Raw genomic sequence first — 26,765 nt, 5'->3', positions numbered from 1 at the left:
AACCTTTTCTCTCTCCCTCAAGCAAACCTTTTCTCTCTCCCTCAAGCAAACCCTCTTGTTTGCCATCTAAAAACATCTCGCTCTCTCTTATGTCGAATGTTATAGGCATGTTCTCTACCTCCTTTTTGACTTTATTGTAAATTTTGTTCAGATTTGAAAGACCTAACAGCTTGAAGACATAGTCCTTTGCGTCCTCTGGTGATAAGCCTGAAAGTCTGCTCACTATTGTTCTGATAACGCCGTCTATATCGTCGGTCATGCAAAGGATTGCTAGTATAAAGTCGTCCGGTACATAGCTTTCAAGAAGCTCATAACAATTGATCTCCTTCATGTCACGAACTTTATATGAGTAATTCACATCCCTGCCGATTAATCTGTTGGTTGTATTGATAGGTTTATCGCCGATATATAAAAGCGTTTGAAGTGGTAATATTCCATACTGCTTAAGTATCAAGGCGCTATATTCGTACATTCGTGCGGTTATATTTTTGTCGTTTGTAGACTGTATCTCAATATGAACGATGTTGCCATCCAGCACATCAACCAATAAATCCGGTTGTCTCATCTGTACGCTTGGAAGCTGGATATCCAGGAATTTTCCTGTTTCGTATCCAGTAAGGATCTTCATAAATTTGGGTGGTACATTCTTAATTAACTCCTTAAGGAGTTTGTCGTATATCTGATGCCTCATATATAGTATACACTCAAAAAGTAGTTTTACTTGATCATACCAATAAGGCTTGCCTTTACTTCATCTATGGTATCAGACCTCTTTATAATGACCTTTAGTTGGCTAAGTTCTTCTAAAGTACCAATATTTCTTATCATACCCATAAGCCCAATGCCTGTATAGCCGTATTTAATCTCAAGTGCCATTTCTATCCCCTCAAGCAAACCTTTTCTCTCTCCCTCAAGCAAACCTTTTCTCTCTCCCTCAAGCAAACCTTCAAGCAAACCCTCTTGTTTGCCATCTAAAAACATCTCGCTCTCTCTTATGTCGAATGTTATAGGCATGTTCTCTACCTCCTTTTTGACTTTATTGTAAATTTTGTTCAGATTTGAAAGACCTAACAGCTTGAAGACATAGTCCTTTGCGTCCTCTGGTGATAAGCCTGAAAGTCTGCTCACTATTGTTCTGATAACGCCGTCTATATCGTCGGTCATGCAAAGGATTGCTAGTATAAAGTCGTTCTGATGCCTCATATATATTATTAAGTATAGCATTTTTCAGGTTCTTTTACAAGTTTTTTTCACCACCCCTTTCTTTTTCCCAGGCCTTGAGGTACTTCAAAAACGTATAAATGGCATACAGCACAGCCAGGATAAACCCTCGTACGCCATCAAGAACCCCCAGACGCAGGACATACATCTTCAGAAACATTGCAAGGGGCTTGAGTGTAAAGGCAAATGCGTACGACCTTACGGGCGCCTTGACAAGCTCCTCGGCTGCAAGGGTCGTGTAGACGTCCATCCTCCTGATGAAGTCCGATATGCTCCTGTAGGAGTAGTGCTCGATGGGATTGCGCAGATTACCAGCCCTGCCATCGAGGAGCACCTTTTCGTGTACCTGACGCTGGTGCATGTGTGCCTTGTCCTTCTTAAAGAGGCGCAGGGTGTTATCGGGCCACCAGCCGCTGTGTTTGATCCACTTGCCCAGGAAGAAGTTCTTGCGTGGGACGTAGAAGCCGTCATATGTTGCATCTGCCAGCACTTGCCCCAGCTCCTGCACAAGGGCGGGGGTCAATCGTTCATCGGAGTCAAGGAGGAACACCCAGGGACCCGCTGCATGGTCTATGGCAAACTGCTTCTGTTGTGCAAATCCCTGCCAGTGATTCTGGTATATCCTGGCGTTGTATCCCCGACATATGTCCACCGTCCTGTCCGTGCTGTAGTCATCGACTATTACGATCTCCTGTGCCATGCACGCACTTTCAAGCGCACCGGCGATGTTAAGCTCCTCGTTCCTGGTAACGATAACAACGGATACAGGCAGCTTGTCAGTCATTGCCAGGTTGCCCACGCTCAACGATACTTGCGATGAAGTCCATGATCTGTGTGGCACGTTTGTCGTAGGTATAGTCGCCGGCAAGGGCCTTGGACTTGGCTGCAATTTCGGCTGCGTAGGCGGGATTGTCGATGAGATGCCTGACCGATGTGGCCAGTTGCATGACGTTTCCCGGTTCAAACAGCAACACGTTGACCTTGTCCGTGAGTACGTCCGTTATGCCGGGGATGTTGGATGCCACAATGGGTAGTCCCAGGGCCATGAACTCAAACATCTTCAACGGCGAAGAGTGTATCGATGGCTTGTGCAGGATGTTGGGGATTATGGCAATCCGCGCACGGGACAGATACCCCGCCAGTTGACTCTGCTCTACGTACCCCGTAAAGACAATCCGTCCTGCAACACCAATGTCTGCGGCAAGCTGCTTCAATTCGTCCAATCTGTCGCCACCGCCGACGATTGTCAACACCTCACCTGGAATAAATGCCATCGCCTTTATTAGCACGTCAACGCCCTTCCACGGATAAAGCCCTCCGGCATAGAGCAGGCCCTCCCTGGCAACAGCGTCTGCCCCCACAGCCACGGCAGCAGCAGTGTTGAGGAGTTCGCTCTTGACGGCATTGGGGATCGTCACTATTGGCTTGCCATGCAGATGAAACAAAAGCAGGAGTTCTTCCCTGAGGAGGTTTGATATCGTAATGACGCCGTCAGCGTTGGCGTATATGTAGGACTCTGTTTTCTTTAACCTATGTTGTTTTTTGGGTCTCTCCGTGGTGAGGTGAAATATTTCGTGTGCCTCAAATATAACCGGCAGCCTCACAAGAGACTTGATCCTGAGCAGAAAGGCGGCCAACTTGGGGTGTCTGACAAAGATTACCCCGCTGCCGGCACGCACCAGAAGGTAAAAAAACAGCGTGACCTTAAACAACATCCCAAAAGAAAATGGCAGCCACGATATGTTTCTGCGCATGACCGGTAGAAACACCATATCAAGGTTTGGGTGTGGGTGCATGTCGTAGTAGCTGAATATGTCATTGGCGTGTTGTCCGAGCTGCCTGCCACAGAGCAGCTTGACTACATGTCCAGCCTTGGCAATGGAGTTGGCGGTGTTCATGATCTGTATGAATCTGGCCTGCGTTGCACATATGAACTCAGGCACGGGATAGAAGACCGTCACTTTCTACTCTCCGAGGTAAAAGCACCTGCCATGCCAGCCAGTACGCCAAATGGGATAATGTTTCTGTCCTCAAAGAGCGTGCGCAATCCGTATTCGGCGATGATTGCCGAAAATACGGCTATCCCCACGTATGAATCAGTCCCGGCTCCATCTGTGATAATCCGCCTGTATAGTCGTATCAATACCATGCCGATAGTAAACGTATAGATGACAATCCCCACAATCCCGTGCTGATACAAGATGGTGAGGAATTGATTGTGCGCCGTGGTGCGTTCGTCCTTTGTGGGGAATCTGCCGTAGAGGTGGTTGAAGGCTTGCCGGTAGTGTTCTGTGGCGTCGTCCTGGTTGAGGCCGTGACCGTAGAGCAGTCGTTGGCTGGACATCGACAGAAACACCTGCCACTGGGCAAACCGCTGTGACATCTGGATTGTCTCCATTGTGTGTCCCTTTATGAGTCTGTACTGACTTGGAAAGACTACCAGTGCTACCGTAACAAGACATAACACTGCCGCCGAAGTCGCTATAAGATTGACCCTCTTAAAAAACACGTCCCTTAGAAAGTACATCCAGATACCGATCACCACCGCAATGCCCAGCCAGCTCGCCCGAACGCTGATAATGATCAGCGCTATGATCGATGCTATCACTGGCATAATCCACAACATTCGTTTGCGTCCCTGGCTTTCTATGTACTTCATGAGGGCAAACGGGAAAAAGTACACGATGATCGTTGCGAAGTATCTGACATCGAGATAAGCAATCCGTCCGTCTGTGATGAGGTCGATGGTTAGTTCGTAAAATGCGGCGATAATGTACGCCACAGCCGTCCAGGCCATGACAAGGGCAAGCCTCTTTAGCCTGGTGGTATCGCTGAAGGTTGTCACGATGATGCAGTAGAGCAGGATGACCTTGAAATAATTCTTCTTGATCACCACGAGTGAAGAGGTCTGATTGGCGTTTAACAGGGATGATACAACGGCAGAGAGCGTAAACAGCAGCAGGCAGACAAGCACGGGGTCATACAACCGTACTCCGGCCTCCTTTTTTATTATCCACCTGATAAACAACACTGAGGCGGGAATGTAAAATGCCAGTGCCTTAAAAGTCCCAAACTTACCGGCATACATCAGCACAACAAAGACATACATCCCCCACTGCATAATAGCGGGGAACACCTTGTCTTCAACGTGTTGGTCCCACCATTGCCTCAGACTGCCTGACATTCAAAGACCTTGTAGTGCAGAAAGGCGTCAAAGCCGGTTTCGTTGCGTACAAAGACGTTGCCGACACTTGGTTTATCGCCATAGCAGGTCGTGATGTCGCTGACAATTACCTCCACATCTACTGCGTCAAGTTGATATCGTCTGGAGAGCTCCTCTGCGGTCATCAGCAGGCTGTCGGCCTGTTCAACGCAGCGCACGGCCCACCCCAGTCCCTGCAGGGTATCCGTCAACTCTGTAACCGTGGGAAACCACTTGTCAACCCCAAAGTGGCTGAAGATGACGTTCATGATCTCCTTGCCCTGTTCGTCCTCAAAGCAGGCGCTCTGGTGGATAAAGAACTCGCCGGATTTCATCTGCAAACGCAGGTGTTTCAGTAGTGGTACCAGTCCCGTAGCCCCAAAGTAGTGGAGCACGCTGCGCATGGTAAAAAGCAATGAGCCATCGTCAGTGAGCAAATCCTCACGTTTGACGTTGCTGAGGCATCGGTTTAGTGTCAGGATGGCAGAGTCAAGATTTACCTGCAGTTGTTTTTCGGAAGTCTCTATGTTGACAAGTCTTATGTTCCGGTCTGTCAGGGTCTGCCGCAGTCTCTGTAGTACATAGCCTGTACCACCGCCAAGGTCTGCCACGACATCCGGGGCAGTCCTGTAGATGACATCCGCGAGTTTATTAATCAATGGGCCGGCTACAGTCGGATCAGAGAAGTATCCGCCATGAGCACTATTCCAGTACTCACCGTGGAAACCCAACTCCTTGTAACACTCAATCCTGGTACTCATCCAAATGCCATTGCCTATTTAGATTTTGTACAAACAAGTATAGTAGTTCTTCCTTTGCCTTTGCCTTCAGGATTTCCTTGCGATTGATCTGAGATTTCTTGGTGAAGTCCACTGCTCCCAAGAATTTTGGGACGGCGTAGAGGACATCTTTGTACATGATGATATTATAGTTTTCATAGGGACAGAGAAGCTCCGGGGTGACGTCGTCGCGTTGTTGGATTGCATTTAGCACATTGTCATAGAGGGCGCTTTTGATTATTCTGTCGTTGTTTGTCTGAGCTTCATCGGTGAAGTCAACGTCTCCAAGGGATTTTGGCAGACCATAGAACAGCTTTTTATATTTTACCACGTTATAACCTGCAAGGCAATCCACCAACACCGGTTGAAAGCGACCAATCTCTACGATTACGGCCTTTAGCCCTTCCTCCGAGGGGGCATGGAGGACGTCCTTATGCTGAAGGAGTGTTAGCAGTTCTTCCTCCGTTTTTTCCCGCAGGATGTCGTGATAGTTGATCTTGGACTTGTAGATGAAGTCTGCCCGTTGCAGGGACTTTGGTATGGCATGAAAAGCGGAACGATATTTGACAATGTTATAGTGCCCACAAGAACACAAAAGAAGCGGGACGACGTGAATAGCTTCACGGATTAGATATAATACATCTTTCAGGTTGGTGGCAATGATTATCTCTGCGTGTTCAAGCTGGGTCTTGTCGTTGAAGTCGATCTTGCCCAGGGAGGCAGGCAGACCATAAAAGACATTGTCGTACCTGATCACGTTATAGCTGTCTATTGTATCGATCAGTTCAGGGACAAAGCGGCAAACCTCTTCTATGAGGGCGATGACCTCTTGTTGTGTATCGCCTTTGAGGATGTCGTCGTGATTTAGTCGTCCCTGGTTGGTAAAATCTATATTGCCGGCTGATGTTGGGATAGCGTAGATTTTTTTGTTGTACTTGACTACGTTATAATGTTTATGCGAGCAGAGCAGTGCCGGTAAGAGGTCATTTCTGTCTTTGGCGATACCTACGGCTTCGTCGTAGGCAGCGACCTTGATTATCTCATCGTGTCGGAGCTGTTTTTCGTCGCTGAAGTCTATTTCGCCAATGGAGGTGGGTACGACGTAGAAGAGCTTGTTATATTTGATTACGTTATAGCTTTCAACCGTATACGTCAAAACGGGATGAAGTTGGCCAGTGTCTTCAATGATGCCCTTTAGTTGTTGCAGGTCCGGGCACTTGATCACCTCTTTGTGTTCCAGCAACTGCAGGAGGTCTTCCGTTGTCTTTGCCCTAAGGACGTCCTGGTAGTTGACAACGCCGTTGTCATTGGTCTTTTCCATCAACATAGGGATGGCATAGAAGCCGTGTCTGTACCTTAAAATATAATATGCCTCATGCGGGCATACATAGACCGGGACAAGGTTTTTGACTTCCTCAATTCGGGCAGTGACCTCATCGAAGTTGATGCCATTGAGTATCTCCGGTTGATTGAGTTGTGCCGTATTGGTGAAATCGATCTGTCCCAGGGACATGGGCAGGGCATAAAACATCTTGCCGTATTTAATAACATTGTAGCCCTCCACGGAGTGTACCAGTTCCGGGTCAAAACGACCGGACTGCTCGATCTTTACCCTGACCTCTTCAGTAGTAGAGCCTTTGATGATCTCATTGCGGTTGAGTTGTTTTTTACTTTTGAAGTCAACGTTTCCCAGGGACATGGGGATGCCGTAAATGATGCCCCTGAATTCAATGATATTGTATGTCAGGTATGATTCAATGATTTCGGGCATGGCATTGATGTCAATTGGCTGATAGTCTCCGTAGATCAGGGTCTTGATAAAGTTGTAGAGTCTCTTGCCCAACAAGAGTTTCAGGGACTTTATCATTGCCGGTTTCAGTATGTTGACCACGATGACCTTCATTGACAGCGAGATAAACAGCTCGATAGTCATTAACCACAGCAGCCACTGAGGAAAGCCCTCCGGACCTGTCATGTCGGCGTAGCGTTCTTCGAAGTTGGTGCCAATGACCCTGTCCTTCATGCGCATGTCAAATACTATGGGGTTTTCCTGCAGGGGCAGCATCTTGCCGGCAGAAAACGCCTCTACGGCCCTTATGGCGTGCAGGTCTACGTGCGGATATGTGTTTTCAAATATGATGTTGATGGAGGCCCTCAGTCCGTTAACGCCGACGGGGTCAGGGTGTGCGTAGTGCCACAGGGCGGTAACCGTGTGGTCGTACCAGACCTCCGGCATCCCTGCGTTGACCAGTCGCCATCCCAGATCGTAGGGGCCACAGAGGTATCCCCGGTAGGAGCTGTGCTCGTCGAAGGCGCCATAGCGGATGGCGTCGGACTTTCTGACGGACATACAGGCCCCGGCATTGGGGTTTACCGGCCACCACTTCCACCGCTTGTCCTTGACGTCGTCGATCTCCTTCAGCCCCTCCGGGAACATAAAGGACGACCTCATTTCGTGGTGCATCAGCACCAGGGAACGTTGACAACCTTTGGTGGCGTCGTACTCGAAGGACTCGGTTATCGAGCTTATAAAGTCGGGCGGGAATATGGCGTCGCTATCGCAGATGGTCACGATATCGCCACGGGCATTGAGTACCCCCGTGTTGTAGCCCAGGTGCTTGTGATACATGCCGGATTGTCCGCACGTGATGTGGCAATCGACCTGTGCCGTCACTTGGGGCACCACCTGGTTGTACAGTTCGATCCAGATAAGCTCGTACTGACTACGCTCAACGTCCTGTCTGTTGAGCCAGTACAGGGAGCTGTAGTGTTCACGACACTCCCAGTCCAGAAGGATTATTGATACAATTGGTTTTTCTTCCCTCTGGTTGGCCTTGTGGATGATCGTCGTGCCTGGGGATTGGGCAGCTTCCAGTGCCCTCTTATTGGCAGCCTTTCTGCCACCTACGCCGCGCACTACCCTGTCGTAATTTAATACCTTCACGTGAGGCTATTTAATCCTTAAACGGTTCATTTTAAATACACTGTAATTCATTTGTTTAAAATAACCACTATCCTTTCAATTACTTCTTTCATTTTTCCTGGTTTGAGAGAACCGATACGGTATAGGACAATATGCCGGTCTGCCGTAAATATGCGATTAGGTCTGACATTACTAATCTGCTTAAGAGTGCCATTGTCAAAGTCATTATCGTCAACTTCAACAGCATATTCATCAGCATTTAACCGACTGGTTATCTGGCAAAGGATCAAATCATTATTTTCTGATTTTGCAATAACCAAGGCAGGACGTCTTTTAGAACGACTCATATCGGAAAATGGAAAAGGAACCACCAAGACATCTCCTTTTACAAATCTTGCCAAGCTTCATCCTCTTCAGGTTTCAGCCAGTCTTTCTTCAGCGAAGTTTCACTTGCAATTGCAGTTGCCAAACCTTCATTCAGTGCCTTTGCTTCAATCATACGTATAAAACCCAACACGTCGGGAAGATAGTCAGCAGGGATAATTTCCAGCTCCTGTATGATTATATCCTTTAAACTCATCGCATTGTCTCTTACTCTTAATGTTTTTACTTCAAGGCAATAACTGTGGCATATCTTTCATACCTGGTTGGTATACCGCAGTTGTCTTAAACATACAGCACTTTCACGCCTCATTTCAAACCCTTCTTTATCAGATCAGCCTTTAACATATCCAATGAGGTTTGAGATACATTGTGGATTTTGTCCTTACCCTTTACCATATTGGTTAATGTCTTTAACGGGTTTTTTATAATACTTTTAAAGTCCAACAGTTGATCTGAGCTGTCATGTTGGTATTTCATCAGCATTTTAAATTCAAGCATAGTCAAAAGGTAAATTATCTCTTTACTTTTTTGTTGCACTTCTTCAAAATCTATCTGTGCCTGGGCATCATACCGTGGGCTTATTTTTGGCGAATTATGCCATTTGACCACCTTATCTGCTGCCATATGAAATAACTTGTGTTCATTTTCCAACAATTCAATTTCGGGTATTTCCTGGTACATCTTCAACGCCGTACTGTAGAGCCATATGCCAAGTTCACATTCATTGTACGGCCTCATATTAATCACCAGATTTCTTTTCTGTAACGCCAGTTCAAGCTGATACTCCCACTCTACATGGGTTATCCTGGCTATGGTAATGTCAATCATAAACCAAAGTCTCCTTTTAAATCTTCAAACACTTGTAAAGCAATAAGAGCGTTTCAATCAGCGCGCATTCTTCTTTCTCTAAAAAAATTCACCATACTTTTATACCACAACTACACCTTCGCTGTCAATAAATAGCTTCCTCAATGATTGCCAGCATTGTGCCAAGGTTTTCCATGCTGATGGCCAGCGGAGGCATTATGACTACGACGTTACCAAGGGGGCGGATAATCAGACCTTTCTGTCGTGCCTTCTGTGCCACCTGCCACCCGATCCTCTGCCCGTACTGACAGGTCTGCGCCGGTGTGCCATCCTGGAGCAGCTCAACCCCCGCCATCAGACCAATCCCCCGTGCCTGCCCTACGCGTGCGGACTTGGCGGCGATGTCCCTCAACCAACCGTTAAGCAGTTCGACCTTGGGCTTGAGGGCCTCAAGCGTACCCTCGGTCTCAAAAACATCCAGACAGGCAAGGGCGCACGCACACCCCAGTGGATTGCCCGTGTAGGAATGTCCGTGGAAGAATGCCTTCAGTTGGCTGAATTCTCCCTGGTAGGCGTCAAAGATTCTCTGTGAGGCCACGGTCATGGCCAGCGGCATGTATCCGCCCGTCAGCCCCTTGGACAAGCAGATAATGTCGGGCACCACAGCCTCATGCTGACAGGCAAACATCTTACCCGTCCTGCCAAACCCAGTTGCCACCTCATCGGCAATCAGCAGCGTGTCGTACTTGCGGCAGAGGTCTCTGACCCCGCGCAGGAACCCCTCCGGGGCCACGATCATCCCCCCGGCGGCCTGCACCAGCGGCTCGATTATCACGGCGGCTATTTCGTGACTTCGGGTGCTCAGTATGGCCTCCATCTGTCCAAGACACCGCATGTGGCAAGTATCCGGCCTCAGACCAAGCTCGCAACGATAACAGTACGGCGAAGGACTCCTGTGCGTCTTAAACAGCAGGGGGGCGTACAGGGCGTGGAAGACGTCGATCCCACCCACGCTGACCGCCCCGAGTGTGTCGCCGTGGTAGCCGTTGTTGAGGCATATAAAGCTGTTGCGTGTGGTTTCGCCGATGTGTTTCCAGTAACCGAAGGCCATCTTTAAGGCCACCTCTACGGCGGTTGAACCGTTGTCGGAAAAGAACACCTTGTTGAGGTCGTGCGGTGTTGCGGCAAGGGTATCGCCCAGGAGTTGGACAACCCTGTGAGCCAGTTCGATGGCCGGGACGTTGCCCAGGCCAAGTAGTGTGCTGTGTGCCAGGGTGTCGATTTGTACCTTGAGGCGTTCGTTGATGTGCCTGTGTCCGTGGCCGTGGATGTTGACCCACATAGAGGAGACACCATCGAGGTACCATCGCCCGTATATGTCTCGTATGAAGCAATCCCGCCCCTGCTCTATGATGACCGGAGGGTCTTGCACCCACTCCTTCATCTGCGTAAAGGGATGCCACAAGCAGGCCCCGTCAAGCTCCTCAAGTCTCTTGTTGCGTGTCAGAATATCCATGACTAATTATTTTACCACACCGGAGAACGCTTTGGAAACTTTAGTTACTGTAAACTGTAAATATGCATTTGACAACAAGATATTATCGTGCTATAATAACAATGCGTCTGGAAGGAGTCGCCACGCGTCTCTCAGAGAGGTCTTAGGACCTCACTCCAGTCGCATTTTTTTTTACTCAAGACATGTGAGCCTCTTGCAAAACTCCTAACGTGCTGATATTTTAGCTCTCTCTATCAAGTCGTTTTAATTCAATCTGTATGTTACCGGAATCACAAGATATGCCGTAACGGGAGGCTTGGGAAATGGTGCGACCTTTTTGATGGTCTCAACTGCGTTGTCATCCAGGGAACGAAAGCCGGAACTCTCAACAACCTTTACGTCTTCAACATGTCCGTCGGCGATTATTACAAACGATACCGTTACCTTGCCTGCCCAGCCCATCTTTTGCGCCATACGTGGATAAGCTATGTTCTTTAATATCATGTCCCTGATGTAGGCAAAGTGTTCTTTCAGATACCGCTTCTTAGCCTCCTCCGGGGCAATTTCCTTAGCGGGAGCATGTCCAACAGGGGCAGGGGATGCTTCTTTGACGCCTCCTGCAGGGGAAGCAACGCCCACAGTATCAGTGGTGGATGTCATTGCACCCTGAGCAGTTGCAACCTCACCCTGATGAGCAGGCACCACCGCCGTGGATGTCTCTTGCGTGTGTGCATATTCTGATGGCCCGGCAACGGTTTCCAACGGGGCACTTTGCGGTATCGGCGCAACGGGTGGCTTGGCAGGTGTGGCAACGGCATGCTTTGGAGATTCTTGTGGCCGCGGCGGTGCGACTTTTGGCTTGACGGCGCTAACGACGGGCTTTTTTTCAGGTACACCTTGCGCAACTGCGGGGGGGGCTGTGTCCTTGACGGGACTTATTACCGGTCTTTCTATGCTGAAGTCTATCACAATCGGTTTATGTCGTTGCGACACCACAAGGGAGTTTGCCCAAACAAAGGCCAGAAACGCAACGGCATGGATAACTACAGAGAGGTTGAACCCCTTAAGCCGATGGCTCATCTTCTCACCTCGGTTGCGGCACCCTGCCCCTGGTCCTGACTCTGGAGGCTTACCTTCTTAAATCCCATCTGCTTTACAACATCAAGTACACTGACAAAGACCTGAAGCCTGATATCCCTGTCTGCCCTGATGAGCACCGGCACCTCCCTGCCAACGTCTGCAAGTCTGTTCCGCAGGGCATCCGGCGACAGCGGCCTGGAGTCAACGTATATGACCCCGGCCTTGTCGATATCGATTGTTATGGTCTTGAGCGTGGTTTCGCTGCCCCTGGAGGCAACCGGAAGCTCAACCGGTATGACCCCCGTGGCTATAAACGTTGACGTCGTAAGCACGATGGTCAGCAGTACCAACATGATATCCACCAGCGGTATGACGTTTATGTAATCAAACTCTCTCTCTTGCATTACGTAAGCTTAACTCCTATGCCAACAGACCTCCTGTGTTTTGCCTTATGTCGCTAATAAATCATATTTCACAGGCAACAAGCGGTCTAACTGTATTTTTTGCGACGCGTTTATAATTTCTATGGCAACAATCTTATCATCCGAGCCGATGTCAAGGACTATATCTTCTGAAATACGTTTATTTATAACATCCTGCGGTCTGTCGTCCAGCCTGAGATACAGGATGTCTCCTCTGTCGTTATAGTTGATATACATTTATGTCTCATTTATCGTCTGTGCTTTTACTATAGCATAAAAAAACCTACCTGTACTCTTGGAGGATGGCGAGCATTTTTTCCCTGGTCAGGCTGTCGTATGGCGTGGAGTCAACCAACATGGCCGGGGCAGTGCCGCAGGCTCCGATGCACTCCATGATTACGAGCGAAAAGCGGCCATCTTCGGTGGTACCGCCAGGCTCCAGGGCATACTCCTGCCTCAACGCCTCAACGAGTTCATCCGACCTGGCTATCATGCACGAAATGTTGGTGCAGAGTTGTATGACATGCCTGCCCATTGGTCTGGTCTTGTACATCGCATAGAAGGTCGCAACCCCCTTGATTTCGGCAGCGGGCACGGCCGTGTGTGTTGAGACCTCACGCATGGCCTCATCACTGAGCCACCCATAGACCTCCTCTGCCGCATACAACGACGGCAGAACCGCCCCCTGGTGCGTTGGATAACGCCCCTTTATCTCCTTGATCCTGCCCATTAGGGCCTCACTCTTTGTATCGTCCATTGTTGTTCCTACCTTGCGTTCATGCCTACTAATAGCCCACCTGCCATGCCTGCCGCCCTGCCTGCTGCCGGCCTACCTGCCCTTTGAAAACAGATACGTTGACAGGTCCATGTACTGTTTGTTCATGTCCCGGATGATTTCGCACAAATGCACACCGATCCGCTTATAGACCTTTGCCGCCATCACGGGGTCGTTTAAGGACAGTGATTCAAAGTCTATTTTTCTAATCTTTACGACCTCAACGTCATTATCGGCCATTGTTATGGCTGCGTGGTTGGTGCCGTCTATAAACGACATCACCCCGAACGTCTCACCTTCAGCCACCGTTGCATAGGGCAGTAGTTCCGAGTCCTTTGTTCGACGACAGACCCTAACCCGCCCCTTCATCAACAGATATAGCGTCCCGCCCTCCTGTGCCTCATCGTATATTACTTCTCCGGTCTTATATGAGCCTCTGACGAAGAATGCACTTAACATCCTTTGTTCATCGCCGTCAAGGCCCTCGAATATATCAAATCTCTCAAAAACCTCGCTATAATCCATCAGCAACCTCTCGTTCTGAGTCTAATCCTTGAATCCAAACTATCTGTCGCACTCGCCCAGCACCACGTCAATCGTTCCGATATTGGCGACCACGTCGGCCAACAGCCTGCCCTCGCACAATCGCGGCAACGCCGAGACATGCACAAAGGATGGTGAGCGTATGCGCATCCTGTAGGGCTTACCGGTACCGTCGCTGACGATGTAAAATCCCAGTTCACCCTTTGGGGCCTCTATTGCCACGTATACTTCACCCTTTGGGGCCGTCATGGGGCCTTTTGTCATGAGCATGAAGTGATGTATGAGGGACTCCATGTCGCCGAGGACCTTGTCTTTTGCCGGTAGCGTGAACTTTGGTGCATCCGGGGCCATGATCGGTCCACGAGGCAGTGCCTCGATGCACTGTTTGACGATCCTCGTTGACTGCCGCAGTTCTTCGAGTCTGCAGAGGTAACGGTCATATACGTCGCCGTTTTTGCCGACGGGGACGTCAAATTCAACCAGGTCGTAGGCATCGTATGGGAAGTGCTTACGGACGTCGTAGTTGACCCCGCAGCCCCTGAGCGTTGCCCCGGAAAAGCCCCAGCTGATGGCCTCCTCCGGTGAGATAATGCCCACCCCTACGGTTCTCTTAAGCCATATCCTGTTTACGTTTATAAGCGTCTCATACTCTTGTATCTTCTCCGGGAAGCCCTCTGCAAAGGCATAGGCCGTGTCTATGAACTCCTGGGTCACATCGATCTTTACCCCGCCTATGCGCGGATAAGTTACCGTCAGACGTGCCCCGGTCAGCATCTCAAAGAGGTCGATAATGCACTCCCTCTCTCTGAAGGCATACAAGAATACGGTCATCGCCCCGATGTCAAGGGCATGTGTGGCAAGCCACAACAGGTGGCTCGATATCCGCGACAGTTCGCTGACCATCGTTCGGATGTACTTTGCCCTCAGGGGGACGTTTATGTCAAAAAGCCTCTCAACCGCAAGACAGTATCCGACGTTGTTGGTCATCGATGAGATGTAGTCAAGTCTGTCGGTCAGCGGGATCACCTGTATGTAGGTCATGGATTCGGCGAGTTTTTCGGTTCCCCTGTGCAGATATCCCACGTATGGGGTACACTTGACGACCGTTTCGCCATCCACCTTGAGTTTGAGTCGCAGCACGCCGTGTGTTGAGGGATGCTGCGGTCCCATGTTTATGACCATCTCGCGTGTGTTCAGGTCTTTGTCTGGTTCCATTGGTACTTCTTAAACTCCTCGGCCTTTCTTTCGACCTCTTTAAATCCGCGCCATTCCTCTTCCGGACCCGCCGTGGGATAGTCCTTTCGCTGCGGATGACCTTCCCAGTCCTCGGGCATGAGGATTCTTCTGAGGTCGGGGTGATTATTAAACACTATACCATACATGTCGTAGCACTCACGCTCGTGCCAGTTGGCACCAGTCCATATGTCCACTACGCTGTCTATATCGGGGGCGTTTTCAGACACCTGCACGTTTAATCTCAGCATATGCCTATGACGCACGGAGTACAGGTGATAGACCACCTCAAAGCGTGGCACCTTTATATCCATGTAGTCAACCCCGCAGAGGTCTTTTAAGTAATCAAAGCTGTACTGTGGAGCATCATGCAGATATCGGGCAATATCGACGATACGAGTCCTTTTCAGATACACGCCCACCTGCCCTCTGAACTTGCTTATGTGGACGACCTCATCGGCAAATCGTTCTTTGAGTTCTGCTGCTATTTCAGCGGGGTCCATCGCATTGTCTCCTTGGATATGAGTTCCTGCAGCTTGATGATGCCGTGCATAAGGGCCTCCGGTCGTGGCGGACAACCCGGTATGTAGACGTCTACGGGCAGGAAGGTATCACAGCCCTGCACCACGCTGTATGTACGGTAGACGTTACCGGAGCAGGCACAACTGCCCATCGCTATGACGTACTTTGGTTCGGGCATCTGATCGTAGACCTTTCGGACAATGGGCGCCATTTTTTTGGTAACCGTTCCGGCCACTATGATGCAGTCGGCCTGTCGTGGTGAGGCCCTGAATATTATACCGAACCTGTCCAGGTCGTAGTGGCTTGCCCCCGTTGCCATCATCTCAATGGCACAGCAGGCCAGGCCAAAAGTCATTGGCCACAACGAAGACTTTCTGCCCCAGTTGATCAGCTTGTCTATCTGGAGCTTTTCCAACTGTGCAACGATGACATTTGCCCCGGGTATTACCTTAATACCATCCTCTACCTCTACAAGTGGTACAGATGAATCCGCCATAGCCTACCTAAATTATACAAGTTATACAAGAAAAGTCATCCTTGTCCAAATAAATTATTATTCCCAATCGAGCGCCCCTTTTTTCCAGGCATACACATACCCGGCTGCCAACACGGCAATAAAGATCGCCATCTCAACAAAGGCAAATAAACCGATCTTGTCAAACACCACCGCCCACGGATACAAAAACACTGCCTCTACATCAAAGACCACAAAGAGTATAGCGACTATGTAGTACTTGATCGAAAACCTCTGTCGCGGCTCACCCTCAGGGGGGATCCCTGACTCATACGTAGATAGCTTTTCGGCATAGGGTCTCCGTGGCCTTACCAGGTAGCCAAACATCAGACTGCCAAGCGCAAAGGCAAAGGCTATCATCAGAAAGACCATTATGGCCAAGTACCCTTCTGGTAAATATGTCCCAGGCATAAGTTATTTTTTATACCTTAATTGCCTGTCAATTGTCAACATCATTTTTTTAAGGGTCTCTGTTACGGTGGAGATAGTCCTGTGCGGACGGCGTTGATGCTACGTGTTCGCCAGTTTATTCGTCATCTATTTATTCATCATTTCTAGGAAATCCTTGTTTGCCTTTGTGTTTCTGAGTTTTGCCATTAAGAACTCCATGCTTTCTACGCTGCTGAGAGGGTTTAGTACCTTGCGTAGGACCCACATTTTGTTGAGGACATCCTTGCTGACGAGTAGTTCTTCTTTTCTGGTACCGGAGGTGTTGATATCAATGCTTGGGAATATGCGTTTGTCAACGAGTTTTCTGTCCAGGTGCAGCTCCATGTTTCCCGTACCCTTGAACTCTTCAAATATGACGTCATCCATCCTGCTTCCGGTGTCTACCAGTGCGGTGGCGATGATGGTGAGACTGCCGCCGGTTTCTATGTTTCTGGCCGTACCGAAGAATCGTTTTGGTTTCTGTAGTGCGTTGGCATCCAGTCCGCCTGAGAGCACCTTACCGCTGGCTGGGATAACGGCGTTGTAGGCACGAGCCAGGCGCGTTATGCTGTCCAGGAGTATGACGACGTCTTTTTTGCTTTCGACGAGTCTCTTGGCCCTGTTGATGACCATTTCGGCCACCTGGCAGTGTCTGTTGGGTGGCTCATCGAAGGTGGAACTGATGATCTCTGCCTGTTGCACCTGTCGCTTCCAGTCGGTGACTTCCTCGGGACGCTCGTCTATGAGGAGAATAATGAGGTGTACTTCCTTGTGGTTTTTCTTGACAGCCTTGGCTATCGACTGCAGGAGCATCGTTTTACCAGTGCGTGGGGCGGCCACGATGATCCCTCTCTGTCCCTTACCGATGGGGGTTATCAGCTCCATGACCCGCGTGGAGTAGTCCCCGCTGTCGTATTCGAGGATCAGGCGTTCGGTGGGGTAGTATGGCGTGAGGTTGTCAAATAGCGGTCTGCTTGCGTTTTCTTCGGGACTCTGGTGGTTGATTGCCTCGACCTTGAGCAGGGCAAAGTATCGTTCGTTTTCCTTTGGTGGTCGCACCTGCCCCGATACCAGCTCTCCGGTGCGCAGACTGAATCGCCGTATCTGTGATGGAGAAACGTAGATGTCATCCGGACCGGGCAGATAACTGTAGTCGGGCGACCTCAAAAACCCAAACCCGTCGGCCAATATCTCAAGCACCCCTTCGGCAAAGAGGTTTCCCGTCATCTGCGCCTGTGCCTGCAGGATCGCAAAAATTAAATCCTGCTTTCTCATGTTTGAAGCGCCCTCGACATTGAGGCCTTCGGCTACGTTAGTCAGCTCCTCGATGTCTTTTTCCTGCAATTCTGCAATTGCTATGTTGCTCATAAAATAGCTCCTTTTTCTGTGCTGCCGCAGTTACGCAGCCCTTGTTGATATTTATGTCCTAAATACCCCATTGTGGTTATTTTTTTATGCCTTAAAAGAATTGGCAGGTTTTATTTATGTATTTGCAACTTGGCTGTTTATGATAGCTAATAATCTATAGATCATTTTACTCTTATATAGTTAAAAGGTACATAAAAAAAACACTTTTGTCAATAGTTATTTTTTTCATGAGTGCATAAACTTTTCACGGGGAGGGGCCGCCCCCCATCCTCTTACTTGACAAAGAGAATGTAGCAGAAATATGCACTATGGCTTTTTTATCACATCGTGTTTGCCAACCCTTCTGAGGACATAAAACTCGCCTTCTATTTGATAAGTGAATCGGTATTGATGGTCAACATATCCTTCCCATATTCCGGCAGCCCTTTGAAGTAAGTGTACGTTTAGAGATGGATGGGCAGGGTTTTCTTGTAGATGGCGAAGTTGCTTGTCCACCTTGTCTTGTATTTCCGTTGGGAGTTTAGAGTAATCGATTATAAAGTATTTTGATAATTTAAGTTTTTTAGCCACTTTTCAGAGTCCGGACTCCTTAGCCATTCAAAGGCATCCTCGACATTATCAAATTCAACATACTCACCCTTTGCCAACGCTTCATCAGCCTCTCTTTCTCTTTCCTGCCACTGGTTAATCCGGAAATATGAGCGGGAATCTTTTATATCTTCGATAGTTATGTTTACTTCAGTACCTTCTTGCAGCTCGATATCATCTAAGGGTTCAAAGACACCATGGATAAATCTTGCCTTAATTGTAGTTAACATAGCAACCTCCTTGCTTCTCTGTATAATTATATTAAACTATAATCGCTGAAAATATCAACCTGACTCTGACAGCATTCCCACCGTTGTTTGCAATACCTCACTTCTTTAAGGTATTGAGCGCCGGAAACTATAAGATATGTATAGCCTTCCAAGTAACCACGGTTGATTGTGGTGCTACCGGTATTTCTTACGGCAAGAAAAAAATATCGACATAACCTGTAAGAATAGTTGTATAATAGATTGCAAACATATTATGTATTTAATGGAGCCATGTTGTTAAGAATGATTCGCAGCTCATTGAGCTGGAAGACAATAATTTTAGTGAGCGCCCTATTGTTGCTGTGGGGCGTGGTGTTCTGGTACAAGTTTATAATCAGTGCCAACAGTGAAGTGATCAGCAACAAGACGGAGGAGACGCTGTCCTACCTTGAGATCATCCGTAGCAGCATCAACTACAACATGCTCGTCAGCCACAAGGAGCAGATACAGAAAACTATTGAAAACGTGGGCAATATCAAAAAGATACCCACGCTGAGACTCCTGGACCATCATGGCAACATCAAGTTCTCCTCCGACAAAAACGAGCTTGGCAAGACCGTGGGTGATAAGGCGCGTATCTGCCAGGAGTGTCACACAAACGATATCAAAGGCGTATACAGTTTCAAGGAGCTTAGGCAGAACTGGTACATCACCGATGAAAGTCAGCATCTGCGCGCCTTTATACCCATCAAGAACGAACAGAGCTGCTACACGGCCCCCTGTCACGTCCACGATGAGCGAGTTAAGATAAACGGCATCCTGGAGGCGGAACTGCCCTTGGGCAGCACCTATGACATGATCAGGGCACGCAACATCGACGCCGTTATCTACGGGACGATCTTTGCCGCGTTGATACTGGTATCCCTGTACATGATGTTGTCAAAGCTGGTGACCAAGCCGTCGGTCTTACTGTACGAGGGGCTGAAGATGGTCTCGCGTGGGTACTACAGTCATTCGCTTGCGGAGGGCAGTGAGGATGAGATCGGCGACCTTGCACGGGCTTACAACGAAATGACACGGAGCCTCAAGTTTGAAAAATCCGATCTGCAGGAAAAGACCAGGAAACTCTCCGAAATCATGGAGCAGAAGGCCCGTGAGGTCAGAAAGACCCAGGAGCAGTACATGCATACGGAAAAACTGGCCTCTCTGGGCAGGATGGTGGCCGGCGTTGCGCATGAGTTAAACAGCCCCTTGACGGGTATAATCATCTTTGCCCAGCTCCTGTTAAAGCGCGTCCCGGCAGAGAACAAACAGGACAAGGACGACCTGGAGGTGATCATCCAGCAGGCCGAAAAATGTTCAAACATCATAGCGGTACTCTTGGGTTATTCGCGTGCGATCCCATCGGAGAAGGTCGATCTCGACGTTAACAAGACAATCGACAGCGCACTGAATATCCTGCAGAACCAGGCCAGGTTCCACAACATGAGCATCACAAAGGAGCTTAACCCTGACCTGCCGAGGATCGCCGGAGACCCCTCACAACTGGAACAGGTCTTCATCAATCTCCTGATAAATGCGGCCGACGCCCTGGAGGGCAAAGGGAAGGTGTTTATCAAGTCAAGGCGTATCAGCGAAGATGACAACGACCTGGTAGAGATCGAGTTTACCGACTCAGGGCCGGGCATCCCCGAGGGAAACCTCGATACGATCTTTGAGCCGTTTTTCACGACAAAACCCGAGGGCAAGGGCACAGGCCTCGGCCTTGCCGTAAGCCGCGGCATTATCCAGAAGATGGGTGGTCGCATCGCAGTCAGAAACAAGCCCGATGCCGGGGCGTCCTTCTTGATCCACCTGCCGATGAACAAGTAACATAGCGCAGATGTCTTCTATATGAGCCTCTTGCAAATGCGACATCGGACACGGGATGTAAGCGTGTCGTTATTTCCTTGCATTAAGGTATCCGTGTTATTCGGGCCAAAAGCTGTAATCCATTAATTGCTCAAAGGTGTAGGGGCAGGTCTCAGGTAATTCACTGGCGCTAATTTTTGTTTCAACTTCAAATTTTCGTTTAGCTGCTATAAATCCCTTAGCGATAACGGTTTCTATATTGTATTTCAGGCTTGGGCTGTCCTCAAGTAAAGAATCAATCTCTGTTCTTTGATTACCTATTGTTGTACGCCAGCTTTCACTACGGCGTTTTGGTTGGTACTGCCATTTTAGCAGATGCATTATTAATACCGCTAATCGGTTGAAAAGTTCTCGTCTGTCTCTTCTGGCCATGCTCTCCAGCTCCTCGATTATATTTTCCAGGTCTATCTCTGCAAACCTGCCCTGCCGCAACAGGTCGGCATTATGAAACGCCCATTGATAAAAATCAACCTCATAGAGGGCACGGGATGGAAGCGTATCGTTATGTGCTTGAGTTAGGATATCCATATTATTAGGGCCAGAAACTACGAACCATTAACTGCTCAAAGGTATAGGGGCAAGCCTCAGGTAATGTATTGGAGCTAATTCCCGTCTCATCTTCAAACATTCGTTTAGCCTCTATAAATCCTTTAGCTATAACTATTTCTATATTATGCTGTAGGCTTGGGCTGTCCTCAAGTAGATGCTCTATCTCGTCCCTTTGATTACCTATTGTTGTACGCCAACTATCACTACGCCGATTTGGTTGGTACTGCCACTTTAACAGGTGCATTATTAGCACTTTTAATCGACTCAAGAGTTCTCGTCTGTCTCTTCTGGCCATGCTCTCCAGCTCCTCGATTATATTTTCCAGGTCTATCTCTGCAAACCTGCCCTGCCGCAACAGGTCGGCGTTATGAAACGCCCATTGATAAAAATCAACCTCATAGAGGGCACGGGATGCAAGCGTGTCGTTATCTACTTGTGTTAAGGTATCCATATACTGATATCCTAACATTATCGAGGAGACGTATGTCAATCCCCCCGCCATTGTTCCGATAGCCACCGTGCAAAATGACCTGTGATTACGGTTCTTTCTTTTCCTACAGCTTGACCCTTAGGAACCTGCCTGTCAACGATGTGCTGTTGGCTACGATCTCCTCAGGGGTACCAACTGCTATGACGTATCCACCTTCATTGCCTCCTGCGGGGCCGAGGTCGATGATGTAGTCGGCTGACTTGATGATATCGAGGTTGTGTTCGATGACAATCACGGTGTTGCCCATGTCAACTAGTCGGTGGATGATCTGCAACAGCCTGTCGATATCAACAAAGTGTAGCCCCGTGGTCGGCTCATCGAGCAGGTAGATGGTGTTACCCGATGAGCGCTTGGCCAACTCCCGTGTCAACTTGAGCCTCTGCGCCTCCCCACCTGAGAGTGTGCCGGCAGCCTGTCCAAGATGTATGTAGCCAAGCCCCACCTCTTCCAGCAGAGACAGCGTCTGACGCAGCGGCGTTATCGGCAGAAAGAACTCCCTGGCCTCACTGACGGACATGGCAAGGACCTCGGCAATCGTCTTGCCCTTGTATACGACCTCAAGGGTCTCCCTGTTGAACCTGCTGCCGCCACAGACCTCACACTGGACGTAGGCATCGGGGAGGAAGTGCATTTCGTACTTCTTTATGCCGGCTCCTTTGCAGTCCTCGCAGCGACCACCCGTGATGTTGAAGCTGAACCGCGATGTGGTGTATCCACGGCTGCGTGCCTGCATGGTGTTGGCAAACAGCTCCCTGATGTACGTAAACATCCCGGCATACGTTGATGGATTTGACCGTGGTGTCTTGCCGATGGGGGACTGATCGACGCTGATGCACTTGTTGATGGCGTCGATGCCGGAGATGGCCTCGTGCCTGCCAACGGCAAGTCCGCTGCCGTAGAGGCTGTTCATCAGGGCGGGATAGAGGGTGTCGATGACCAACGTGCTCTTGCCGGAGCCGGAGACACCCGTCACGCATACAAAAACACCAAGCGGCAGAGACACCGTGATGTCCTTGAGGTTGTTCTCCGACGCCCCGGCGATAACGATGTGACCCTTGGCAGTCCTGCGACGCTCAGGTACCCCGATGGCAGAAGCACCGGATAGAAACCGCCCGGTTGGGGACTTGGCATCTGCGGCGATCTCCTCCGGCGTCCCCATGGCCACGACCAGACCGCCTCGTACCCCAGCCTCCGGTCCCATGTCTATGATCACATCCGAAAACCGAATCGTCTCCTCGTCGTGTTCGATGACGATAACCGTGTTACCGGCGTCCTTGATCTCCCTGAGGCTGTCCAGGAGCTTTGAGCAGTCGCTTGGATGAAGCCCAATGCTTGGCTCATCCAGGACGTACAGCACACCGGACAGATTTGACCCCAATTGCGTGGCAAGCCTCATGCGCTGTGCCTCACCCCCGGAGAGCGTTGCAACCAGACGGTTGAGCGCCAGATAGTCCAGTCCAACACGCTCCAGAAACGACAGCCTGTCCGTAAGTTCCCTCAGTATCCGTGACGCTATGAAGGCGTCCCGTTCGCTCAACGGTAGCGTCCGGAGAAACTCATGGGCATCCGCAATTGACAGCAGCGAAAGTTCCCCGATGTTGAGGTCGTTTATCCTGATGCTGAGGGCCTCCTTATTGAGACGCAGGCCGTGGCAGCCCTGGCATGGGGTCAGGATGCCGGGTGTATCGCTGTCGTCCTCGCCGAGGTTCTCAAATCCGATCCCCTTGCACCGGGGACAGGCGCCAAGGTTGCTGTTAAACGAAAAGTACATCGGCGTCAGATCGGGTACGCTGTTGCCGCACTTTGGGCAGATCATCGTCTTACTGAGCAGGATGTCCCGGTCCTCTTCGATGAGGTTGATTATTACCACGCTGCTGAAGCGCATGGCAGCGTTGACTGCTTCTTTGAGTTTTCGTTCGACGCCGCTTTTGATGACGAGCCTGTCGATGACGATTTCGATGGTATGGCGTTTATTTTTGTTGAGGTTGATGTCTTCGGTGAGGTCAACCATTTCGCCGTCGATCCTGGCACGCACGTAGCCGTCGCCTCTGATGGCGAGGAGTTCTTTTTTGAACGTCCCCTTGCGTTGCTGTGCGATTGGGGAGAGTATCTGGAGCTTTGTTCCTGTGGCAAGCGTTCTGATGACGGTCAGGAGGCTTTCGGTGTCCTGCGAAATCAGCGGGATGGCGCATTGGTGGCAGTAGGGCTTGCCTATGCGTGTGTAGAGGACCCTCAGGTAGTCGTAGAGTTCGGTGAGTGTGCCCACGGTTGATCGGGGGCTTTTGGAGATGGTCTTTTGTTCGATGGCGATGGCAGGAGACAGGCCCTCGATGGAGTCCACGTCGGGCTTCTGCATCTCCCCCAGGAACTGTCGTGCGTACACCGACAGGCTTTCGACGTAGCGTCTCTGGCCCTCGGCATAGATCGTGTCGATGGCAAGGGACGATTTGCCCGAACCCGACGGTCCCGTCACGACCACCAGCTTCCCCCGTGGAATGCTCAGGTCTATGTCTCTGAGGTTGTGCTCCCTGGCACCCTTTATTACTATGTTGTCCTGCATATAAGAAAGACAAAGGCCAAGAAAGAAGGGGAGCGGCTCCGCCCTCCCCTCAGACCCCTCCCACAAGGGGAGGGGCGAGGCGCCCCGGCCGAAAAGAAGTCCTCTTGACCCCTTCCTTGCAGTGGCTTGAGGTTGGGTCAAGTTCTTCGTAATTATTATAGCATAGGGGGGAACACAAGAAAGCTGAGTTTTTTGACATTCGCAAATAGTCAAAGGTCATGTTGAATTGTACAAGAACCAAACTTATGCAGTTTTTGCTCCTATCTTTTTTTAACGCACAGGGGTTAAAATATCCGGTATGAAGATTGTGTACATAGAGTGCCCCAGTGGGGTCAGCGGTGACATGCTCGTAGGGGCGATGATTGACTTAGGGGTGCCCATTGACTACCTCAGAGACAACTTGTCCTTCCTGCCAATTGAGCGCGACCGAATCAGTTGCAAGGGCGTCTTGCGCGGCGGACTCAAGGCCACCAAGTTCGACGTTTGCATGGAAGATGACCATCACAGTGCCAACAAATGGTCAGACGTTGAGAGAATCATCAACGCTTCAACCCTCAAGGACGGGATCAAGGAGCGGGGACTTCGGATTTTCAGGGGACTCTTTGCCGCCGAGGCAAGCGTGCATGGCACCTGCTACGATCAAACACACCTGCACGAGCTTGGCGCCATCGATTGCCTCGTGGACATCCTGGGATACCTCCTGGCCGTTGACTATCTCGGCATCGAGCGACAGTTCGTATCCCCGGTAAACGTGGGAAGCGGCGTCGTAAGGACACAGCACGGTATCTTGCCAGTCCCCGCACCGGCCACGGCAGAGCTGCTCAAGGGGATGCCTCTCTACGCTACCAACATCAACGCAGAGCTTACAACGCCTACCGGGGCGGCCATCATAAAGCATGAGTGTAGCGCAGTTGCCCACATGCCGCAGATGACGGTTTCGGCCATCGGCTGTGGGGCAGGGCAGAGGGACTTCCCCAACACCCCAAACGTACTGAGGGTCTTCAGGGGTGAGGCGCCCGATGTTGCGCAACCGGAAATCGCCACACCAAAGATAATCGTCATCGAAACCAACATAGACGACATGTCCCCGCAATTGTACGAGCCGCTGATGACAAGACTGCTTGAGGCTGGAGCGTTGGATGTCTTTCTTACGCCCATTATCATGAAAAAGGGCAGACCGGCCATCAAACTGACAATTATAACACCCGCCGATATACGAGAGGCGCTGACTGGAATCGTCTTTGCCGAAACGACCACAATCGGCCTGCGCTATTACGGGGTGGAGCGACAGACCCTTGAGCGTCAGATGACAACGGTTGCGACCCCCTATGGCGACGTGCGGGTAAAGATTGCCCTTCACGATGGCCGTGTGACAAACGTAGCGCCGGAATTTGAGGATTGCCGGGCACTTGCACACAAACACAACGCAGCCGTCAGGGACGTATACGCGGCGGCCTTGCAACAGATCAATGGCATCAGGGAAGCGCAGGTACGTTAAGGCGGCCATTGCCGTGCTGGTTATCGTTGCTGCGGTAGTGGGGTGGTATTTCTACGACAAGGCCCACAGGCAGGCTGAGATCAAGCCCCTTGACACAGCAACGGTGAAGCGTGCAGACATTGCCAGTGTCGTGGTGGAAACCGGCATCATCAAGCCCCAGGTGGGGGCCATGATAAAGATAGGCGCCAGGGCCACCGGTACGATTACGCACATGTATGCACGCGTTGGCAACCCGGTCAAAAAGGGACAGTTGATCGCAAAGATAGACGACCGTGAGACCCTCAAGGGCATCGAACAACTGCGGGCATCCCTGCGCAAAGCCCAAGAGAACGTTGCAAGGATCGAGCGCACCTATCCCCTCAGGATACAGGAGGCCGAGGCAGACCTGTCCTATCGTCGGGCGCGTGCAGACCTTGCGCGTGTGGAGGCGGCCAGGCAGGAGGAGCTATCCCGGCGGGAGTTCGTTTCACGCAGCAACTACGACAAGGCGCAGGCAGAGCATAGGCAGGCCATTGCCGACCTGGACAAGTACGAAGAGACGCTCAGGCGCACAAAGGAAGAGTTCAGCGCCGACCTTGCCGTTGCAAAGGCGGATTTGGTTGTAGCACAGACTGCGTTAGACAAGGAGGCTATATTGCTCTCCTACACGAACATCGTCTCCCCCATTGACGGTGTCGTATCGGACGTGACGGCGCAGGAGGGGGAGACCGTGGTGGCCGGCTTGCAGGTGGCCAATCTGGTGACGGTCATCGTCCCGGACAGGCTTGAGATGTGGCTGTACATCGACGAAACCGACGTTGGCAGGATCACCGTGGGGCTGGAGGTGGACTACACCGTTGACACCTATCCGGAGCGGGTTTTCAAGGGCGTCATTGACCGGATCGACCCCTATCCGCTGGTCAAGGACAACATCGTGTATTATCAGGCGATAGTCAACATCCCCCCAGAGGATGCCCGTATGCTCAGGACGGAGATGACCACACACGCAAGGGTCATGGCGGAGGCGAAGGCCAACGTCCTGTGTGTTGCCAACAGCGCCGTAAAGTTTGAGGATGGCACGGAGGTCGTCTACAGGGTCGTCAACGAGACAACCACCGTCAAGGTCCCCGTCAAGGTCGGCATAAGGGGTGAGGACATGACCGAAATCGTCTCAGGTCTCTCCGAAGGCGACGTCGTGGCCACAAAGATAGTAGTCACAGGCAACGCACAAACCAAAAAAGACCAACCCCCTGCGCATAAGTAAGCCAAAGAAGGGAAAGGGAA

The 26,765-nt window shown here is 50.4% G+C and carries 28 protein-coding genes; 3 read left to right on the top strand and 25 right to left on the bottom strand.

Going from position 1 to position 26,765, the window contains the following annotated elements; genetic code table 11:
* From Mcas_RS06575 to Mcas_RS06470, 22 genes are all read right to left on the bottom strand, one after another.
* A partial coding sequence (locus tag Mcas_RS06575) for an RpnC/YadD family protein (protein ID WP_200873651.1) occupies window positions 1-628 on the bottom strand: 628 nt, incomplete at its 3' end.
* Window positions 629-717: 89 nt separating this feature from the next.
* Complete coding sequence (locus Mcas_RS06570) at window positions 718-1,164, bottom strand: hypothetical protein (RefSeq protein WP_040334713.1); 447 nt, start codon at window positions 1,162-1,164, stop codon at window positions 718-720.
* A gap of 73 nt (window positions 1,165-1,237) precedes the next feature.
* Window positions 1,238-2,005: a glycosyltransferase family 2 protein gene (locus tag Mcas_RS06565; RefSeq protein WP_052566946.1), complete on the bottom strand. Its 768-nt coding sequence runs from the start codon at window positions 2,003-2,005 to the stop codon at window positions 1,238-1,240.
* Window positions 1,998-3,182, bottom strand: a complete 1,185-nt coding sequence (locus Mcas_RS06560) for a glycosyltransferase family 4 protein (protein ID WP_040334712.1) — start codon at window positions 3,180-3,182, stop codon at window positions 1,998-2,000. Before Mcas_RS06560 ends, Mcas_RS06565 begins: the two co-directional genes overlap by 8 nt.
* Entirely contained in the window at window positions 3,179-4,405 is a 1,227-nt protein-coding gene (locus Mcas_RS06555) for an O-antigen ligase family protein (RefSeq protein WP_040334711.1), read from the bottom strand. The genes Mcas_RS06560 and Mcas_RS06555 overlap by 4 nt, the downstream gene beginning before the upstream one ends.
* Window positions 4,390-5,184, bottom strand: a complete 795-nt coding sequence (locus Mcas_RS06550; RefSeq protein WP_156033220.1) for a hypothetical protein — start codon at window positions 5,182-5,184, stop codon at window positions 4,390-4,392. The genes Mcas_RS06555 and Mcas_RS06550 overlap by 16 nt, the downstream gene beginning before the upstream one ends.
* Complete coding sequence (locus Mcas_RS06545) at window positions 5,168-8,146, bottom strand: glycosyltransferase family 2 protein (protein ID WP_040334709.1); 2,979 nt, start codon at window positions 8,144-8,146, stop codon at window positions 5,168-5,170. The genes Mcas_RS06550 and Mcas_RS06545 overlap by 17 nt, the downstream gene beginning before the upstream one ends.
* Window positions 8,147-8,193: 47 nt before the next feature.
* Window positions 8,194-8,526, bottom strand: coding sequence for a type II toxin-antitoxin system PemK/MazF family toxin (locus tag Mcas_RS06540; protein WP_040334708.1), 333 nt, complete (start codon window positions 8,524-8,526; stop codon window positions 8,194-8,196).
* Window positions 8,511-8,705 carry a hypothetical protein gene (locus Mcas_RS06535; RefSeq protein ID WP_040334707.1) on the bottom strand — a complete coding sequence of 65 codons (195 nt, stop codon included), beginning with the start codon at window positions 8,703-8,705 and terminating at the stop codon, window positions 8,511-8,513. The genes Mcas_RS06540 and Mcas_RS06535 overlap by 16 nt, the downstream gene beginning before the upstream one ends.
* 110 nt (window positions 8,706-8,815) lie before the next feature.
* Window positions 8,816-9,337 (bottom strand): CZB domain-containing protein, encoded by a 522-nt coding sequence (locus Mcas_RS06530; protein WP_040334706.1) that lies wholly within the window; start codon window positions 9,335-9,337, stop codon window positions 8,816-8,818.
* Between the two features lie 124 nt (window positions 9,338-9,461).
* Entirely contained in the window at window positions 9,462-10,832 is a 1,371-nt protein-coding gene (bioA, locus tag Mcas_RS06525) for an adenosylmethionine--8-amino-7-oxononanoate transaminase (RefSeq protein ID WP_040334705.1), read from the bottom strand.
* Between the two features lie 243 nt (window positions 10,833-11,075).
* The gene (locus Mcas_RS16440) at window positions 11,076-11,891 is read right to left on the bottom strand and encodes an energy transducer TonB (RefSeq protein ID WP_052566944.1); all 816 of its coding nucleotides are present in this window, start codon (window positions 11,889-11,891) and stop codon (window positions 11,076-11,078) included.
* Window positions 11,888-12,295: an ExbD/TolR family protein gene (locus tag Mcas_RS06515; protein ID WP_040334704.1), complete on the bottom strand. Its 408-nt coding sequence runs from the start codon at window positions 12,293-12,295 to the stop codon at window positions 11,888-11,890. Before Mcas_RS06515 ends, Mcas_RS16440 begins: the two co-directional genes overlap by 4 nt.
* A gap of 45 nt (window positions 12,296-12,340) precedes the next feature.
* Window positions 12,341-12,550, bottom strand: a complete 210-nt coding sequence (locus Mcas_RS06510; protein WP_040334703.1) for a DUF2283 domain-containing protein — start codon at window positions 12,548-12,550, stop codon at window positions 12,341-12,343.
* 46 nt (window positions 12,551-12,596) lie between these two features.
* Window positions 12,597-13,070, bottom strand: a complete 474-nt coding sequence (locus Mcas_RS06505; protein WP_040334702.1) for an NADH-quinone oxidoreductase subunit NuoE family protein — start codon at window positions 13,068-13,070, stop codon at window positions 12,597-12,599.
* A gap of 72 nt (window positions 13,071-13,142) precedes the next feature.
* Window positions 13,143-13,613 carry a Crp/Fnr family transcriptional regulator gene (locus Mcas_RS06500; RefSeq protein ID WP_040334701.1) on the bottom strand — a complete coding sequence of 157 codons (471 nt, stop codon included), beginning with the start codon at window positions 13,611-13,613 and terminating at the stop codon, window positions 13,143-13,145.
* A gap of 39 nt (window positions 13,614-13,652) precedes the next feature.
* On the bottom strand, window positions 13,653-14,846 hold the full coding sequence (gene nuoD / locus Mcas_RS06495; RefSeq protein WP_040334700.1) for an NADH dehydrogenase (quinone) subunit D: 1,194 nt from the start codon (window positions 14,844-14,846) through the stop codon (window positions 13,653-13,655).
* Window positions 14,825-15,367, bottom strand: a complete 543-nt coding sequence (locus tag Mcas_RS06490; protein WP_040334699.1) for an NADH-quinone oxidoreductase subunit C — start codon at window positions 15,365-15,367, stop codon at window positions 14,825-14,827. The genes nuoD and Mcas_RS06490 overlap by 22 nt, the downstream gene beginning before the upstream one ends.
* Window positions 15,349-15,882 carry an NADH-quinone oxidoreductase subunit B gene (locus tag Mcas_RS06485; protein WP_052566943.1) on the bottom strand — a complete coding sequence of 178 codons (534 nt, stop codon included), beginning with the start codon at window positions 15,880-15,882 and terminating at the stop codon, window positions 15,349-15,351. The genes Mcas_RS06490 and Mcas_RS06485 overlap by 19 nt, the downstream gene beginning before the upstream one ends.
* 57 nt (window positions 15,883-15,939) lie before the next feature.
* Complete coding sequence (locus Mcas_RS06480; RefSeq protein ID WP_320408698.1) at window positions 15,940-16,272, bottom strand: NADH-quinone oxidoreductase subunit A; 333 nt, start codon at window positions 16,270-16,272, stop codon at window positions 15,940-15,942.
* Window positions 16,273-16,437: 165 nt separating this feature from the next.
* Window positions 16,438-17,697, bottom strand: coding sequence for a transcription termination factor Rho (gene rho / locus Mcas_RS06475; RefSeq protein ID WP_156033218.1), 1,260 nt, complete (start codon window positions 17,695-17,697; stop codon window positions 16,438-16,440).
* Between the two features lie 533 nt (window positions 17,698-18,230).
* A complete protein-coding gene (locus Mcas_RS06470; protein WP_040334697.1) occupies window positions 18,231-18,515 on the bottom strand; it encodes an antitoxin family protein in 285 nt (94 codons plus the stop codon).
* Between the two features lie 297 nt (window positions 18,516-18,812).
* Here Mcas_RS06470 and Mcas_RS06465 point away from each other — a divergent pair, with 297 nt between their 5' ends.
* Window positions 18,813-20,366: a sensor histidine kinase gene (locus Mcas_RS06465; protein ID WP_162176271.1), complete on the top strand. Its 1,554-nt coding sequence runs from the start codon at window positions 18,813-18,815 to the stop codon at window positions 20,364-20,366.
* A gap of 96 nt (window positions 20,367-20,462) precedes the next feature.
* On the opposite strand, the gene Mcas_RS06460 is transcribed toward Mcas_RS06465, so the two are convergent.
* The 3 genes from Mcas_RS06460 to uvrA all read right to left on the bottom strand — a co-directional run bounded on the left by Mcas_RS06460 (window position 20,463) and on the right by uvrA (window position 24,004).
* A complete protein-coding gene (locus Mcas_RS06460; protein WP_040334695.1) occupies window positions 20,463-20,933 on the bottom strand; it encodes a DUF29 domain-containing protein in 471 nt (156 codons plus the stop codon).
* A gap of 4 nt (window positions 20,934-20,937) precedes the next feature.
* Window positions 20,938-21,405, bottom strand: a complete 468-nt coding sequence (locus tag Mcas_RS06455; protein WP_040334694.1) for a DUF29 domain-containing protein — start codon at window positions 21,403-21,405, stop codon at window positions 20,938-20,940.
* Between the two features lie 103 nt (window positions 21,406-21,508).
* Window positions 21,509-24,004, bottom strand: a complete 2,496-nt coding sequence (gene uvrA / locus Mcas_RS06450; protein WP_040334735.1) for an excinuclease ABC subunit UvrA — start codon at window positions 24,002-24,004, stop codon at window positions 21,509-21,511.
* A 298-nt stretch (window positions 24,005-24,302) separates the two neighbouring features.
* Between uvrA and larC the strand changes: the two genes are divergently transcribed.
* Window positions 24,303-25,502, top strand: a complete 1,200-nt coding sequence (gene larC, locus Mcas_RS06445) for a nickel pincer cofactor biosynthesis protein LarC (RefSeq protein ID WP_040334693.1) — start codon at window positions 24,303-24,305, stop codon at window positions 25,500-25,502.
* Window positions 25,474-26,745 (top strand): efflux RND transporter periplasmic adaptor subunit, encoded by a 1,272-nt coding sequence (locus tag Mcas_RS06440; RefSeq protein ID WP_040334692.1) that lies wholly within the window; start codon window positions 25,474-25,476, stop codon window positions 26,743-26,745. Before larC ends, Mcas_RS06440 begins: the two co-directional genes overlap by 29 nt.
* The last annotated feature ends 20 nt before the right edge of the window (window positions 26,746-26,765 follow it).

Source organism: Candidatus Magnetobacterium casense (genome assembly GCF_000714715.1).
GTDB lineage: Bacteria > Nitrospirota > Thermodesulfovibrionia > Thermodesulfovibrionales > Magnetobacteriaceae > Magnetobacterium > Magnetobacterium casense.
Note: the sequence above shows the minus strand (reverse complement) of the source record. Positions and strands in the feature narration are given on the sequence as shown.